Raw genomic sequence first — 15,979 nt, forward strand, 5'->3', positions numbered from 1 at the left:
CAACAGAACCAGCAAACCCGGATGGGGGAGTTGTTGTTCAACGACACGCGGCTCGGCGCGGATGGCACGACCAGCTGCAGCTCCTGCCATGCAGCTGAGCACGCCTTCACCGATGCGCGAGCCGTTTCCATTGGCGCCTTCGGCAAGGCCGGCACGCGAAACGCGCCGAGCCTGATTGGACTAAGAGCAAAGGGCCCCCAGTTCTGGGATGGGCGGGAGAGCAGTCTCGCTGCCGCGGTACTTCAACCCTGGGCGAATCCTGTTGAGATGGGGCATGCGACGGTGCCCGAAGCAATGCAACATATCTCCAGGCATCCGGAGTATGCAGAATTCCTTGGGAGACCTGTAACCGAGCAGGACATCGCAGAAGCCCTCTCCAGTTATCTGCTCAGTCTTCAACCCGCGCCAAGTCCGTACGATCGGGCTCGCCTATCGGGAGATTCCCAGCTCCTGGGTCCACGAGCGGAGCGCGGCATGGCACTTTTCAAAGGCAAGGCTCAGTGCGCCAGTTGCCATTCCCTGGATGGAACTCACGAGTTGAGCGACGGGAAGTTTCATCACGCGAGCGTGGGCTTCGAGCGCATTGCCGGCAATCTCCGAAATCTACAGATCCAGTTGGAGGATGCACGCGCAGCAGGCCAGCCGCTGGGAACCCTGGTTCTCACGGAGACCGATATTGCGGAGCTGGGCCGCTTTGCTGTGAGCGGCAACCCCAAGGACATGGGGGCGTTCCGCACCCCGAGCCTTCGCAATGTAGCCCGCACTGCCCCGTATATGCACGACGGCAGCATCCAGACCCTGGATGCTGCCGTCGAACACGAACTCTACTATCGAGGACTGACCACCGGGCAACCGATCAGCCTGACCATTGAGGAAAGGCATGATCTCATTGCATTCCTGCAAGCCTTGAGCAACCCGTAACTGGCCCTTCTGAAGTCACTGCTCGGGAGCGGCCGGTTCGACTGGGAATATCTCAAGCTCCTGGCTTCCCGCCAACTTCCCGTTGAGGCTGACTTCAAACAAATACCGCCCGACCCGCCAGGGCTCGCCTGGCTCAAACACCAGTTTCGGCGCGGCAGCATTACCCGCATTCAGCCGAAGCTTCCGGACGCCCGCAGTGCTGCCATCGGCCAGTGCAATCATCTTTACGGATAGATCCGCACCTCGCGTCGAACCCTGACTCTTGAGCGACAGCTCAATGGCATCGCCAGGATGCGCCGGCCGCATGGAGTTGCCTGACGACTGGCCAACCGGGCGTGCGACAACCTCCACGAACGAAAACTCCTCAGCGGTTGCCGCGCTTGCTGCTGGCGGCACTGGGTCAGCGGGTGATCGGCCACACCCCACAAGCACTAAACCGAGACACAGCATGGCTGCCATCCGAACTTCCCTTGTCATCCCCATGACACGTCCTTTTTCTCTGTGATGGCTTCGGATAGTAACCGTAACCGGGCGGCATCTGACAGAAGCAGGCGTGCCAGATACCCCCCGGCCAATCGGAGGAGTTTGCACCACGCACCAATCCATCACGTCAATGATTCACAGGACATCGATGGATGCAGCCCATCGATCTCTAGGAATAATCGCAAAAATCCAACAATTTCGATGTTCGACGCGACAGCAGCGCCAGAATGGTCACCACGCCTGCGGGCGCCGATCACCTCCTGCGCATGAATGGATTTCCTGCACCGCGCCCCCTGCAACTGGCGCTTCTGGATGACCACGAAATCGTCCGTCGCGGCACCGCCCTCCATCTTGCCGGCGACCGCCGCTTCACCATCGTCGCCAGCCATACCCACAGCGACGATCTCATCAACAGCCTGCGGTACGCCCGGGTGGATGTAGCCATCATCGACCTGACCCTGGCCCCGGGCGACCGCGACGGCGCCGAGCTGGTGGCGCTGCTGCGCGAGCAGTTTCCTCGCATGCCGCTGCTGGCATTCGCAACGCACCTACCCACCACCAATCTCAATCACCTGATCGGCACGGGACTGAGTGGCTTTGTCAGCAAGGCCGAGCCACTCCACGCTCTCTCCGACGCGATCCTGCGTGTTGCGCAGGGCTTGACCCGCGCGCCGCCGGATTTCACCCTGGCCATCGGGCGCCACGAGCTCACCCGCAACGAGCGCGAGGTCCTGGACCTGCTGTTGGAGGGATTCACCCTGTCCGAGATCGCCCTGCGTCGCCATCGCAGCATCAAGACCGTCAGTACGCAGAAGATCGCCGCGTTACGCAAGCTTGGACTGCGCAGCGACATTGAAGTCTACGCCATGCGTGAACGAATGCTGGAGCTGCGGTGAGACGCGGCAGCGCACTCCGCCAGCCTGCGTTGATTGCACTGCTGCTGACGCTGCTTCTATTGCCCGGCGCGGCGGCCGAGGATGCCACGCTGCAACACTGGCCTCCGAACGGCCATGTCCGGGTGGCCATGCCGCCGTCCCTGCGCCCGATGCCGGCCGCACTGACTGACAACGCGTCTCCGGCAACCCTTGCCCATGGCTATGCGGAGATCGTGTCCCGGCATACCCGCCTGGTGTTTGAAGAGATCCCCTACCCCAGCATCGAGGCTTCAATCCACGCCGTCTGCCGGAATGAGGCTGAACTGGTGATGGTGTTCGGCGGCGCCAGGCACCGTGCACCCCCCTGCCCTGACCTGATCGCGTCCGGCGCATATCCCGGCGGGGCCACGCTGCTGGCCGCACGTTCGGGCACGCGACTGCCACGCGACGTGCACGAACTGCACGGGTGGACGATCGCGGTGGTCCGGGGCGGGCCCTTTGCGGGCTGGCTGGCCGCACATCATCCGCAGATTCAGCTGCGGCATTTTCCGGATCGGCACGCCACGCTTGCCGCCGTTGCAGCGGGCCTCGCCGACGTAGCCATCGGCCTGGAAAGCACCCTGCGACCGATGGTCCGTCGTCACTTCAATGGCAGCCTGCAACTGCAACCACTTGAAAGTGACTTCTCCTCCGACCTGCATCTGCTGGTGCGTCGCCAGAACGAAGCCCTGCTGCGACGGATCGACAAGGCCGTGCGTGACATCACGCTGGACGAGCACGCCGGCCTGCTGCATCTATGGGCCGAGCAGGCGTTGCCAGCCTCCCTCGGCGAGGCGCTGCGCTGGGCGCGGCAACCGCCTGCGCTTGCCTGGGTGGCGCTGATCCCCCTGCTGGCCGCCCTGCCCTTGTTGTGGCGCCTGCGCCATCGCCTGCGCCCAGGCAGCGATCGGCTGGGCGCACGTGCGGCGGGCATGATCAGCCACGAAATGCGCAATGCAGCCCAGGCCATGCTCGCCGCGATCGAGTTGCTGGCACAGTCGCCGCTACGCCGCGGGCAAGGCGAGCTGGTTGGCGTTGCCAAGGCCGCCGGCCACTCGCTTCGCGCTTTGCTGAATCGGGCGCTGGACTTCTCGCGAGTGGCCGCCGGCACGTTCACTCCACAGCCTCGGCCTTGCGATGTGCTGGGCCTGTGCCAGCAAGTGCTGTATGCCATTGACCCTCACGCTCGCCGCAAGGGGCTGCGGCTGCAGTTTGCGGCGCCTGCGGCGCCCTCGCCCAGCGTAATGATCGACCCGGATGCCCTGCGCCAGATCGCCAGCAACCTGCTGATCAATGCCGTGAAGTTCAGTGATGCCGGCAGCATCGAGCTACGCCTGGATCTGGTGCCGCCCGCGCGGCCGCGCGAACTGCTGCTGGAGGTCATCGACAGCGGGATCGGCATCGCGCCTGACACGTTGAAAACCCTGTTCCGCCCCTTCCACCAGGGTGCCGGCGGCAAGCGTCGCGGCGGCAGCGGGCTGGGGCTGGCCATCTGCCGCGAGCTGGCCCGCGCGATGGGAGGCGAACTGACCGTGCACAGCGTGCTCGGCAAAGGCAGCCGATTCATCCTGCGCCTGCCGGTGCGCGCCACCAGGGCAACCACGGATCCGGCACCAGCTCGCACTGCGGCAGCCCCGCTGGCGGGGCTGGCGCTGTTGCTGGCGGAGGATCACCCACTGAACCGGCGCGTGGTTGCCGAACAGCTGCGACAGTTGGGCGCCGAGGTGTGCGCGGTGGCTGAAGCCACCGAAGCGCTGGCCGAACAGGCGCGCCACCCTCGCAGCGTGATGCTGCTTGATATCGGGCTTCGCGGCATGGATGGCCATGCGCTGGCAGGAGAGCTGCGACGACAGTCGGACACGCCGTTGCGACTGATCGCCCTGTCCGCGCGCACCGGACGCAGGCATCTTGAACGCTGCAGGGCATCAGGTTTCGATGCCGTGCTGACCAAACCGCTGCGGCCGGCGCAGCTGCTGCAGGCGCTGGAACTGCACGCACCGCAGGGAGTCGCACCCGACGAAGCAACCGCCGCAACCGACAGCCTGCTGGCTGCCTATCTGAGCGACATGGGCAACGAACTAGGGAGCATTGAAGGCTGCCTGCGCGATCACAACGCGCCCGCACTGCGCCACCATGCACATCGACTGCAGGGGACCTTGCAGATGCTCGGCGCCCACGAGCAGGCCGCACTGGCGGCCGCACTCTGGGATCTGGGGCAGCGTGCCACGCCGGACTGGAGCGCGGCGCGGCAGCTGCTTGAACGCCTGCGGGATTGGCACGGCGCCCGCACGGCGGATGCCCTGCCATCGCCCTGATCAGGCGGCCAGGCGCTCGACCTGGCGGCGGGTCAGGTCGTTGAAGCGACCCAGCGACATCAGGTGCTGGTGAATCAGCGCCATCCAGCCGCTGCGGTGCCACTCGACCACGGTCGCTTCCGGCAGCGCGACGAACTTCTCGACGTCCACCACCAGGAAGCCATTGAGGTTGAACTCACGGCCATCGGGGGTACGCACGGTGGCGTTGCGCTCGACCAGCAGGCCGTTGTCGACCAGGGCTTTGGAGAAGGCCAGGGTCTGCTCGTGTTCACGGGTGAACTGGCCGCAGAATTCCAGCGCCTGCTGCACCATTTCGGTGGCCTTGCCGTCGGTGAACAGCGGCTGCCCTTCCTCGCCGCCCTTGACAACGCGCGGGCTGTCTTCGTCGATGCCCAGCAGGAAGTCATTGTCCGCGCCGGTGTCGATGAAGATGAAGGGATGGCGGCGCAGGTAGGCCGGGATGTAGGTCTCGTCTTCCCACAGGCCGTCCTTGATGAACAGGTTCTGGTCGGACACGCCCACGGCGGCCATCGGCACCGCGCCCGGGCCGGCAAACAGGATCGGGAAGTGATGCAGGGCCAGCGCGAACTCGCCCAGCACCAGCGGAATGGCGTTGTTGCCGGCGGCGAACTCGAGGCGGCCCGGCAGGATGCGCAGGTCGGCGTGGAGATCGGCCTGCAGCGGCACCGGACGGGAATAGAACAGGGGTGCGCCGCTCGGCGCAGCTTCGGTGGTGGTGTCGCTGGTGGTGGTCATCTTGGGAACCGTTCGATCATGCGCGCCTGCCATCCCGGGCACGCCAGCGGGAACAACCTGAATCCCGCATTATCAACAAGCACGATGACAACAGCCACCCCATCGGCGCACTATTTCAGCTGCAGGGGATAGCGCTGCCACAGCACATGGACCAGGAAACCGGCCAGCTCGGTATCGCGGGCACTGACGGCGGCACGGATCTTGTCCAGCAGCACCATGTCGCTGCACGAGCGCACGTCGGCGTGATTGGCCTGCCCGGCCCTGCGCGCACGGTAGCGCGCGGCCCGCTGCGCGTCGCTCATCGCGTACCCGAACTTGGGCGGACGACCGCGCTTGCGCGGCAGGGTCAGCTCAAGGGTTCCGGGGTCTTTGTCATCACGCATGGGCGGGGTGCGGGCGGCGGCGAGCAACGGGGGGTGCGCAATTTATCGTGAGGCATCACTTTAATCCAGCTTTTTCTGCGGTTTTGTTGCGGTGCAGTGCAAAAAATTTCGCGCACCGCATCGAATACACCCATGCCAGCACAAAAAAAGGGAGCCCGCGAACGGGCTCCCCTCATCTTCTTCATGCGGCGCGCACCGGCTCGTACCCGTGCAGGTGTGCCTCGCTGCTGGCCCGGCCCTGACTGAGCGAGCGCAGCGATGTGGTGTAGCCCACCATCTGCGCCAGCGGTGCGAAACCACTGACTTCGGCGCGACCTTCCTGGTCATCGATGCGGGCAACGCGGCCGTGGCGGCGATTGAGGTCGCCCACCACATCCCCCACCGACGCCGACGGCGAATGCACCGTCACCGCCATCACCGGCTCCAGCAGCTGCGTGCCACCCTCGGCCAGCGCCGCCTTGATCGCCTCGGCAGCGGCGCGATGGAACGCCATCTCCGAAGAGTCCTTGGCATGGGTCTGGCCATCGACAAGACTGACCTCGATACCGACCACCGGATGACCCTGCGGACCTTCCGACAGCGCGGCACGCACGCCCTTCTCCACTGCTGCGATGAAGCTGCGCGGCACCACGCCACCGACGATGCGGTCGTTGAACACCACCTGGTCGTCGTCGCGCGGTGAGACATCCAGCACCACGTGTGCGAACTGGCCCTGGCCGCCGGTCTGCTTGACCAGCCGCCCGACTACGCCGGACATAGCGCGCATCGGTGTCTCCTGATAGGCCACGCGCGGCGCACCCACGCCAACATCCACCTTCCATTCGCTGCGCAGGCGCTCGACCATCACCTCCAGGTGCAGCTCGCCCATGCCCCAGACCAGGGTCTCCGCCGTGTCGCGATCGGTTTCGACGCGGAACGAGGGATCTTCCTGGGCCAGGCTGGCCAGGCCTTGCGCCATCCGGATCAGGTCGGCCGCACGCGCCGGCTCCAGCCGCCAGGCCAGCACCGGCGCCTGTGCCTGGATGTTCTCCAGGCGCAGCGGCTGTGCGCGGCCGCTCAGCGTTTCACCGCTGATCGCATCCTTCCAGCCCAGCACCGCGACGATGTCACCGGCCACGGCCTGCTCGATGTCGTGGGTCTGGTCGGCCTGCACCCGCACCAGGCGGCTGACACGCCGCCCTTGCGGATGCTGCGAACTGGCCAGCGCATCACCGGCCTTCAAGGTGCCCGAATACAGCCGCACGAAGCTGAGGGCGCCGTGCTGCTGGTGGGTGATCTTGAACAGCAGGCCGGCCAACGGACCGTCCGGGTCCGGCGGCAGCGACACGTCACCGTGGTCTGACTCGGCGGTGACCGCAGGCCGATCCAGCGGCGACGGCAGGTAATCGACCACCGCGTCCAGCAGCGTTTCGATGCCCTTGTCCTTGAACGCCGCACCGGCCAGCACCGGCACGCCGGCACCGGCCAACGTCGCCCGGCGGATCGCCGCGCGCAGCTGTTCGGCATCGACCACGCGCCCTTCCAGCCAGGCATCGGCGAGCCGTTCATCGTGGTCGGCTACGGCCTCGACCAGCGCATCGCGTCGCGGCTGCCATGTTGCGCGCAGCGTGTCGTCCCAAGCAGTGATCGTGGCCGCAGCACCGTCCTGCCACTGCAGCACGCGCTCATCGACCAGATCGACCCAGCCGTTGAAGGCGCCTTCGCTGCCCAGCGGTACGCCCAGCGCCCACGGCCGTGCCCGCAGCTTGTCCTGCAACTGCTCCAGCACGCGCTCGAACGAGGCGCCGACGCGATCCATCTTGTTGACGAAGGCGATCAGCGGCACCCGATGGCGGCGCGCCTGGCGCCACACCGTCTCCGACTGCGGCTGCACACCGTCCACTGCCGAGAACACGGCCACGGCACCATCGAGCACGCGCAGCGAACGCTCGACTTCAATGGCGAAGTCGATGTGGCCGGGGGTATCGATCAGGGTCAACCGATGCGGCGGCAGGTCGCGCGGCGCCCACTGTGCCTGCACGGCGGCCGCGCCGATGGTGATGCCACGCTCACGCTCGATCGCCGAGAAGTCGGTGGTCGCGTTGCCGTCGTGCACTTCACCGACGCGGTGGATCTCGCCGCTTTTCCACAGCAGGCGTTCGGTCAGCGTGGTCTTGCCGGCGTCGATGTGGGCAATGATGCCGAGGTTGCGACGGCGGGAAAGGACTTGGGTGTTCATAAAGAGGTTCCTGCTAAGCCAACTCCAGGGGCCGCGCACCCCGGTTGGCGACAGGGCGCGCGGCTAGCGTTCGGTCTCGGCGATCTGGTGCATGGCACGTTCTCCTTGGGTACTGGGTAGAGTCGACTGTTGGTCGACTCACGAAAAAGCAGAAACGAAAAGAGCGCCCCGAAGGGCGCTCTGTGGATGGTCCAGCGATGGCCGCTTCAGCGGCCTCGTGGGGCTCCAGGCAGACACGCCCGTTCCGCGCTTGCGCGGGTCAGGGTGAAAAACTTCAGGAGCGGCATCCGGTTCATGGGGCGCATTCTAGACCTGCCAATCTGGCGCGCAAGTGAATATTGCGCACACCAGTGGAACGATGAGGCCGACCGGCGTCAGGGTCGGATCCCCTTGCCAACGGCAAAGGGTCCTGACCCCACCACCGCCTACTTGCAGCCGTGCAGCTTCCGCGCCTCGGCCACCGTCGCAGCCTGGTCGTCCCCCATCGAGACCCAGCCCTTCAGCGACATTGCCGGATCCACGTGCGCCTCACGCGTGCCGCCATGGACCACCACTTCGGTCCAGCTACCCACAGGCGCCAGCTCCGAAAGCCGCGCCGCCTGGTCGTCCTCGGTGCTGAACATGTCGTCCGCACCCGCCTTCGGCGTGGTATTCACGGTTTCGGTCTTGCGGGTGCGGACCCGAAGCGCACCATCCGGCAGGCGCTGGGTGATCACCTCATGGCGCTCGACACCGTACGCCCAACTGTTCTCGCCAACGCTGCGGGTCTCGCTGCCGTCATCAGCCACGGCCACCACCTCGCCCGCTGGCCCGATCACGCCCGCGACAGCCCCCATGCCGGCCATCAATGCCTGATAGACGATCATCTGTCGCTGTTCGGCGCTCAACGGCCCGGACTTGAGCTTGGCAGCAGGGATTTTCAGGTACGCCGCCTCCCTGCACAGCACCAGCACCTGCTGGTCGTCCCAGCCGACCGACATTTCCTCGTTGGCGAAGTACTGCGTCTTCAACGTGGTGACAGCGGCACCTTCGCCGCCGGAATGCCGGGTCTCGATCAGCGACGCCTGCTCGGACGCGGTCACCAGTGACACCGAAGAAGTCGATGCCGCACTGGTGGCTCCTGCGGAGGTGGCCATGGCGACCAGCAGCACGCCACGCGAAAGACTACAGATCATTGCATCAGTCCATTGAGAAATTCAGATGCACCATGATATGCCGAACGAAGCACGATGAGGCTCTCAATCCACCTCCCTCAGCGCCGGCACCCAGCCTTGCGCGGATGTCGCAAATGCCCCGTCGCCAAGCTCGCCTGCCGCCCGTTCACGTCGAAGTCGCAGTAGCGAGCAGATCCGGCCAACACCGCTTTTTTCTCGTGCATCCGGCACAGCCTGGTCCACGCAGAAAGCCACAGTCGCTTGCACGGGGACATGCCCGCACTCAATGATCTCCCGCGCCATCGACAAACCACCTGTGTTGCATCAGCCACCGGAACACGGGCCTCCCCCGAAGACCGGCCACAAAAGCAGACACCCTGAGCTTGAATATTCCAGCACTGATACTGACATCGACCAATCTCATTCGCATCTTCACCACCGGCCCGGAATTCGTGCGGGAAAACCCGAACAACTTCCACTGCAACCAGCAGGACGTAATCCAGAAGGCGGTAGAGAAGACAAGACACCAAGCCAAGGAGCGGATGCTGGTGGAAGGGCTGTCTCAGCTTTCAACGCCTCGAAAATCAACCAGCACGCTGGAGGCGCTGGTTGATTCGATTCCAATCGAGCTCAACACCATCCAGACGAGGGCGTCAGAAAGCGCCTTCGCGCTCATAGAATGCACGGCTACGTTCGAATTCACAATTCCGCCTCAGGCCATGAATGCGATAAGCAAGGATCAAAGCTCCAGGGACGCCGCGACACGCCGTTACGCGCAACTCACCAACAGGGGAGTTTCCCTGGATAACTTCAGTTTTGGCGTTGAATTCGAACAGGGAAAACCGACCATTGTCGACTTGAGTGACCAGCAGATTCCGCAGATTCTGCTGTCAAGCATCACGATGGCAGTAGCAGATAGCGACGCCATCCTTGCGCGCCGCCTGGCCGTAGTGTCGGCTGATTTCTACTTGGCAGATCAGGACCTCAACTCCGCCTGGAAGGCGCTGGCGCCACATCAACGCCTGCGCATGCGGAGGTCGCAGCGCGAATGGATCAGCGAAAAAACCAGGCTGTGTGGCGATATCGAGGGAGAACGCTACGGCGCTCTATCAATCGCCGATAGAATTGACGCTCTCAGTTGTCATGGCGAAATGACAGCGGCGCGACTATCGATTCTTCATGACTAGTCGCCGATCACACTGAAGAGCGGCCACTGAAAACAGAGTGGCGCCTTGAGATCATTTCATTGAGAAGAATGAACTTCCAATGGCACGTCGCGGTGCGGCACGAGGCTTCACTTCATCAGGCCACCACCACCAGCGGCACCCCGCGCCGTGGATGCTCCAGCACCACCACATTCTGCTGGTAGACGCGCTGCAGATTGTCTTCGGTCAGCACCTGCAACGGCGTGCCATCGGCTGCCACCCTGCCCTGCTCCAGCAACACGATGCGGTCCGCGTAACCGGCAGCCAGGTTCAGATCGTGCAGCACCACGATCACACAGGCACCGGCCTCAGCACACTCGCGCACACTGCGCAGCGTGCGCTCCTGGTGGCGAAGATCCAGCGCGGCGGTCGGTTCGTCCAGCAGCAGCAACGGCGTGTCCTGCGCCAGCACGCGTGCGAACGTGGTGCGGGCGGATTCGCCACCGGAGAGTTGCTGTACTTCGCGCAGGCGCAGCGCCTGCAGCTCGGCAGCGTCGATCGCCGCCTCCACCTGGGCATCATCGGCCACCGGGTCCGGCGGATGCGGCAACCGGCCCATCGCCACCACTTCTTCCACGCTGAAAGCAAAGCGCACGCCGTGCTCCTGCGGCATCACCGCGCGCTCCCGCGCCAGCGGCCCGGCCTTGTAACTGGCCAACGGCTTGCCCAGCAGGCTCACCTCGCCCACATCGGCGCGCAGGTCTCCGGCGGCCACCGCCAGCAGCGTGGACTTGCCTGCGCCATTTGGGCCGACCAGCGCGGTCACCGTGCCCGGCTCGAACGAAAGCGAGATGCCATGCAGGATCTCGCGCTGCTGGCGGCGCACCACCACCTCGTGCAGCTTCAACAGCACGCTCATGGCGCCGCCTTGCGGCGCTGCTGCAGCACCAGCCAGAGGAAGAACGGCGCGCCCAGCGCGGCGGAAAACAGGCCGAGCGGAATCTCAGCAGGCGGATCCAGCGTACGCGCTGCGGTATCGGCCACCACGATCAACAACGCGCCAAGCAGGCCGGACAACGGCAGCAGCCAGCGATGACCGGGGCCGACCAGCAGGCGCGCCACGTGCGGCACCACCAGGCCGACGAAACTGATCGAACCGGCGAACGCCACCGCCGCACCGACCAGCAATGCACTGAACGCGACCAGGCGGCGCCGCGTGCAGGTAACGTCCAGCCCGAGGTGCTGCGCCTGGCGCTCACCCAGTGCCAGCATGTCCAGCGGCGTAGCCAACCGCTGCAACGCGAGCACGCCGATCGCAAACAATGGCACCACTGCAGCCACATCAGCCCAGTTGGCGCGCGCCAGCGAACCCATCTGCCAGAACACCAGCGACTGCAACTCGCTCTCACTGGCGATGTAAGTCAGGAAGCCGATCAACGCCGAGCAGAACGCCGCCATCGCAATACCGACCAGCAACAGCGTGGCATTACCGGTGCCCTTGCCTGGACGGGCCAGGGCATAGGTCAGGCCGATCGCCAGCGCACCGCCGGCGAACGCGGCCACCGGCACCAGCCAACCGGCGGCACCGGCCGCACCCAGCACGATGGCGGCCACCGCGCCCAGCGCGGCGCCCTGGCTGACACCGACGATACCCGGGTCCGCCAGCGGGTTGCCGAACAAGCCCTGCAGGCTGGCACCGGCCATCGCCAGTGAGGCACCCACCATCGCACCCAGCAAGGCGCGCGGAATACGCAGTTGCCAGACCACGGCCAGGTCGCGGCTGCTGACGGCCTGCGGATCCAGCAGCCCCAGCTTCACCGCCAGCGCCTGCACCACCTCCAGCGGCGGCAGCCGCAGCGGACCCACGGCAAACGACGCCAGCACTGCCCCCAGCAGTGCCAGCAACGCCACCATCACCATCGTCCGCCCGCGACGGCGGCGCCGATCCGCTGGACTCATGCCTTCGGCATCGCCGCGAAGGCCTTGGCCAAGGCCAAGGCGCCGGCACCGGAGCCGACGCTGGTGTACTTCAGCTGCACATCCGGCATCACCCAGACCCGGTTGGCCTGGCCGGCCGGGGTCTGCTTCAGTGTCGGGTAGGACTTCCACAGGCCTTCTGCACCGCCGAACAGCTGCAGGTCATGCTCGGTCACCAGGATCACGTCCGGTGCGGCAGCAACCACGCCTTCATTGCTCAGCTGCGAGTAGTTCTTCACTCCCGCCTCGGTGCCGATGTTGACGCCACCGGCCAATGCGATCAGCTGCGCCGACGCGCTGTCGGCGCCAGCCACGGTCGGTGAGCCACCGGCACCTGTTGCCGAGACGTGGATCACGCGTGGTGCATGGCCCAGGCCCTTGCCAATCGCTGCAGCCTCGTCCAGTTGGCGCTGCACCTGGGTGGCCAGCGCCTGCCCGGCCTCGGCCACCCCGAGCGCGGCGGCGACCTTGCGCACCTTCTCCGGCGCCGGCTGCAGGTCATCGATGACCACCGCCGGCTCGCCAACTTCGCGCAGCTTCTTTGCCAGTTCGGTATGCCGACGCAGGCTGTTGCCCAGGAACAGCGAGCCCTTCAGGCTCAGCACGCCTTCCACGCCGGTGGTGCGGTTGAACAGGAACTGGTGTGGTGCCGCAAGGCCCGCCCGGGTGGTGGTATTGGTGGGTGCGGCAAACACCTGCCTGCCCAGGTCCAGCGCCTCGATCACCGCGATGACATCGTCGCCACCAGCAATGATGCGGCTGGTATCGGCCACTTCAACGTCGGCGCCATCGTCGGAATGCACCTTGGCCGGCAGCACGGCCTTCTGGTCGTGCACCGCCGGCATCTCGGCACCGGCTACACGCTGCCAGCCTGCCGGCAACGCGGTTTCCGCAGCCGACGTCGCTGCGGGCGACTCAGCGGACTTGCTGGCATTGGAGGGGGCCGACGAGCCGCCACAGGCGGCCAGCGCCAGCGAAACAGCCAGCGGAAGCGCACACAGGCGCAGACGGGACGCGATGTTCATGGACGTTCTCCTTGCTGGCAGGGCGACGCGCACGCCGCCCCGCCGGGTGACTTACTGCTTCGGGGTGATGCGGGTGATGCGGTCACCCTTCGGGTCTTCGGCGCCGCGCGACTTGTTCACCGCGAACACATTGCCCTTGCCATCGGCGCGGACATGGTTCGGCAGCGTGCCGCCATCGAGGTTGGCGACCACCTTGCCGTCGCCGTTCACCACGGTGATGGTGCCGGCGCCGCGGTTGCTGACATAGGCCAGGCCAGAGGCATCATCGAAAGCGACGTTCAGCGCACCAGCGCCAACCGGCACGTCGTGCAGCACCTTGCCGGCGGCCACATCGACGATCAGCAGGTTGTCGGTGCCCTGCGAGGCCACGTACAGGCGGTTGCGCGCCGCGTCGAAGGCCACGCCTGACGCGCTGATCGAATTGCCCAGATCGATGACCTTCTCGACCTTGCCGCTGGCCACGTCGATCACCGCTGCTTCCGGGGTGCCGATGCTGACGGTGAACAGCTTGCCGCCCTTCTCGTCCAGCACCAGGCTCATCGGGGTGAACTTGCCGTCATCCACGCCGGATTCCAGCGTCACCGCCGGCAGCTCCTTGAAGGTCTTGGCATCGAACACTGACAGGTGGTCCTCGCCCGTGGCCGAGGCGAACACCTTGCCGTGGGTGCCGTCGACCACCACGTCGCGCGCATGCGGCACGGCATCGACCGGGAACTGGTGGACCAGCGACAGGTCCTTCTGGCGGTAGACCGCGATCGAGTTCTGGCGGGTATTGGTCACCCACACATTGCCGTTGATGTCATCCACGCCCACGCCGTAGACCGCGTACACCGCACCGTTGCTGCCGCCCGGCACCTGCGCCGGGGTGATCGCCTGGGTCACCTTCAGCGTCTTCGGGTCCAGCTTCAGCAGCTGCGACTGGGTGACCGGCGGACGGCCCACGGCCGAGGTCACGAACACCGCATTGCTGGCGGCGCTGTAGGCGGACTGGTACAGGCCCGGCACCAGTTTGTTGGACTGGGTGGCGAACTGCGCCTGGCCGGACAGCGGCAGCTGCGGCGACACGCGCAGCTTGAGCACCGTTGCCGCCGCCGGCTGGCTGGCACGTACCACGACCGGGTGGGTGCCCGGCACGGCATCGGCCGGAATACTCAGCTGGGTCTTGAAGTTGCCATCGGCATCGACCACCACCGGCTGCGCGTTGAGCACGCTGTCGCCACGCAGCAGGCTGACCTTCTGGCCCGGCACGAAGCCACGACCGATCACGTCGGCGGTGCTGCCGGGAACCACGTTCTCACCACGCGAGACAACCTCGCCCTTGAAGGTGGCATTGGCCGGCTGGTCGAACACCGGCTGCGCGGTGGCGGTGACGGCCAGCAGCAGGCCGGCGGCGAGAGAGGTGAGACGGAGAGACGGACGGAACGACATGGAAGGCTCCTTGCACACGTAGGCCGCGCCACGTGACGCGGGATTCATCGGTTGCCTGGGCCGCTGCACGCCGGCAGCCTCGCCTGGGTGGTGGGGTCGCACGGCACTGCGTGCGTACGGATTCATTCGGCAGCGTTGTCACTGCCATTGAGGGCGCCGTCGCCGACGCTGCGATCGGTCACGCCGTACAGTTCGTGCAGCGCAGCGTGGAACGAGGCGGGCAGCATCGGACCATGGCCCAGGCCGTCGAACTCGCGGTACTGCACGCTCAGCCCGGGCACCTTGCCCAGGCGTTGGGACAGCTGCATGGCTGCATCGGGCGTGGCACCGCCAATACGGCGCAGGTGCGCGACCACGCGCGGATTGTTCATGTCACGCTTGCCGCGATCGCCGACGCGCTCGGCACCGCCCAGCATCAGCCACAGCTTCGCCGGCTGGCCATGCACGTTCTGCACGAACTGCTGCTCCGGATCGCCCAGCGCAGCGCCTTGACTCCACCACAGCGACGGGCTGGCGGCCAGATAGGACTGGAACGCGGCGGGACGGGTGTACAGCGCATTGAGCACGAACAACCCGCCCAGCGAATGACCCCACAGCGCTTGCTGCTGCGCATCGATGCGTGCACGACGCTCGACTTCCGGCTTGATCCGGCGTTCGATCACATCCAGGAAGGCTGCGGCGCCACCGCCGACCGCCTGGGTCGTGCCACTCTCATCGTCGGCACGGTCGATCCATGCGGTGTAATCGCGGGTACGCGCCTTCGAATCGATGCGCAGGTCGTTGTCGTAGCCGATCAGTACCAGCACCGGTGGTGCCTTGCGCGCGGCCAGCTCGGCCAGGATCGGCTGGTCCAGCACCATCGCCACCGCGTTGCCGTCCAGCGCATACAGAACCGGCATCGGGGCCTTACCCTCCGTGGCCGGAATGGCCACATTCACACGCCAGCGGCGCTGCTGGTCCGGACTGTCCACCACGAACTGCTCGAACCGGTAGCTGGACGCGGGCTCGTCGAGCACGGTGTGGCCGATCTTCTGCAGCGGGTTGCGCTGCTGCGCATGGGCATAGGGAGTGGCCAGGAGCAGACCCATCATCAAGGCGGCCAGGCCGCGGGCCAGCGGACCCCGGCGCGAAGGCAGGACGAAATGCTTCATCAGCGGCAGCGGAGGCAGCCCGAAGCCGCCGGTTCACAAGGGACCGCAGTCTACCTCAAACGCGAATGATTATCACATCGATAATACGTCACACTGTGTATCACGCGCG

Annotated in this window: 14 protein-coding genes; 4 read left to right on the forward strand and 10 right to left on the reverse strand. The window is 65.8% G+C overall.

The window, feature by feature from the left end; all coding sequences use genetic code 11:
• Positions 1-30 precede the first annotated feature (30 nt).
• Entirely contained in the window at positions 31-921 is an 891-nt protein-coding gene (locus LZ605_RS05460; RefSeq protein ID WP_249844030.1) for a cytochrome-c peroxidase, read from the forward strand.
• A gap of 15 nt (positions 922-936) precedes the next feature.
• On the opposite strand, the gene LZ605_RS05465 is transcribed toward LZ605_RS05460, so the two are convergent.
• Complete coding sequence (locus LZ605_RS05465; RefSeq protein WP_249844031.1) at positions 937-1,380, reverse strand: hypothetical protein; 444 nt, start codon at positions 1,378-1,380, stop codon at positions 937-939.
• 290 nt (positions 1,381-1,670) lie between these two features.
• Here LZ605_RS05465 and LZ605_RS05470 point away from each other — a divergent pair, with 290 nt between their 5' ends.
• Together LZ605_RS05470 and LZ605_RS05475 are read left to right on the forward strand one after the other, a co-directional pair.
• Entirely contained in the window at positions 1,671-2,300 is a 630-nt protein-coding gene (locus LZ605_RS05470; protein WP_249844994.1) for a response regulator transcription factor, read from the forward strand.
• Positions 2,297-4,633, forward strand: a complete 2,337-nt coding sequence (locus LZ605_RS05475) for an ATP-binding protein (protein ID WP_306803855.1) — start codon at positions 2,297-2,299, stop codon at positions 4,631-4,633. Before LZ605_RS05470 ends, LZ605_RS05475 begins: the two co-directional genes overlap by 4 nt.
• On the opposite strand, the gene LZ605_RS05480 is transcribed toward LZ605_RS05475, so the two are convergent.
• The 4 genes from LZ605_RS05480 to LZ605_RS05495 form a co-directional block, all read right to left on the reverse strand.
• Positions 4,634-5,389 carry a SapC family protein gene (locus LZ605_RS05480; protein ID WP_249844032.1) on the reverse strand — a complete coding sequence of 252 codons (756 nt, stop codon included), beginning with the start codon at positions 5,387-5,389 and terminating at the stop codon, positions 4,634-4,636.
• Between the two features lie 110 nt (positions 5,390-5,499).
• A complete protein-coding gene (locus tag LZ605_RS05485) occupies positions 5,500-5,772 on the reverse strand; it encodes a hypothetical protein (RefSeq protein WP_005409616.1) in 273 nt (90 codons plus the stop codon).
• 181 nt (positions 5,773-5,953) lie between these two features.
• Positions 5,954-7,990, reverse strand: coding sequence for an elongation factor G (fusA, locus tag LZ605_RS05490; protein WP_249844033.1), 2,037 nt, complete (start codon positions 7,988-7,990; stop codon positions 5,954-5,956).
• A 425-nt stretch (positions 7,991-8,415) separates the two neighbouring features.
• Positions 8,416-9,165, reverse strand: a complete 750-nt coding sequence (locus LZ605_RS05495; protein ID WP_249844034.1) for a hypothetical protein — start codon at positions 9,163-9,165, stop codon at positions 8,416-8,418.
• A 362-nt stretch (positions 9,166-9,527) separates the two neighbouring features.
• Here LZ605_RS05495 and LZ605_RS05500 point away from each other — a divergent pair, with 362 nt between their 5' ends.
• Positions 9,528-10,331, forward strand: a complete 804-nt coding sequence (locus LZ605_RS05500) for a lysozyme inhibitor LprI family protein (RefSeq protein WP_249844035.1) — start codon at positions 9,528-9,530, stop codon at positions 10,329-10,331.
• Positions 10,332-10,446: 115 nt separating this feature from the next.
• Here LZ605_RS05500 and LZ605_RS05505 read toward each other — a convergent pair whose 3' ends face one another.
• From LZ605_RS05505 to LZ605_RS05525, 5 genes are all read right to left on the reverse strand, one after another.
• Complete coding sequence (locus tag LZ605_RS05505) at positions 10,447-11,208, reverse strand: heme ABC transporter ATP-binding protein (protein ID WP_249844036.1); 762 nt, start codon at positions 11,206-11,208, stop codon at positions 10,447-10,449.
• On the reverse strand, positions 11,205-12,248 hold the full coding sequence (locus LZ605_RS05510) for a FecCD family ABC transporter permease (protein WP_249844037.1): 1,044 nt from the start codon (positions 12,246-12,248) through the stop codon (positions 11,205-11,207). The genes LZ605_RS05505 and LZ605_RS05510 overlap by 4 nt, the downstream gene beginning before the upstream one ends.
• Complete coding sequence (locus tag LZ605_RS05515) at positions 12,245-13,291, reverse strand: heme/hemin ABC transporter substrate-binding protein (RefSeq protein WP_249844038.1); 1,047 nt, start codon at positions 13,289-13,291, stop codon at positions 12,245-12,247. Before LZ605_RS05515 ends, LZ605_RS05510 begins: the two co-directional genes overlap by 4 nt.
• A 51-nt stretch (positions 13,292-13,342) precedes the next feature.
• Positions 13,343-14,719, reverse strand: a complete 1,377-nt coding sequence (locus LZ605_RS05520) for a YncE family protein (protein ID WP_249844039.1) — start codon at positions 14,717-14,719, stop codon at positions 13,343-13,345.
• Between the two features lie 122 nt (positions 14,720-14,841).
• Positions 14,842-15,870: an alpha/beta hydrolase gene (locus LZ605_RS05525; protein WP_249844040.1), complete on the reverse strand. Its 1,029-nt coding sequence runs from the start codon at positions 15,868-15,870 to the stop codon at positions 14,842-14,844.
• Positions 15,871-15,979 lie beyond the last annotated feature (109 nt).

The sequence above is a fragment of the Stenotrophomonas maltophilia genome, from assembly GCF_023518235.1.
Taxonomy (GTDB): Bacteria; Pseudomonadota; Gammaproteobacteria; order Xanthomonadales; family Xanthomonadaceae; genus Stenotrophomonas.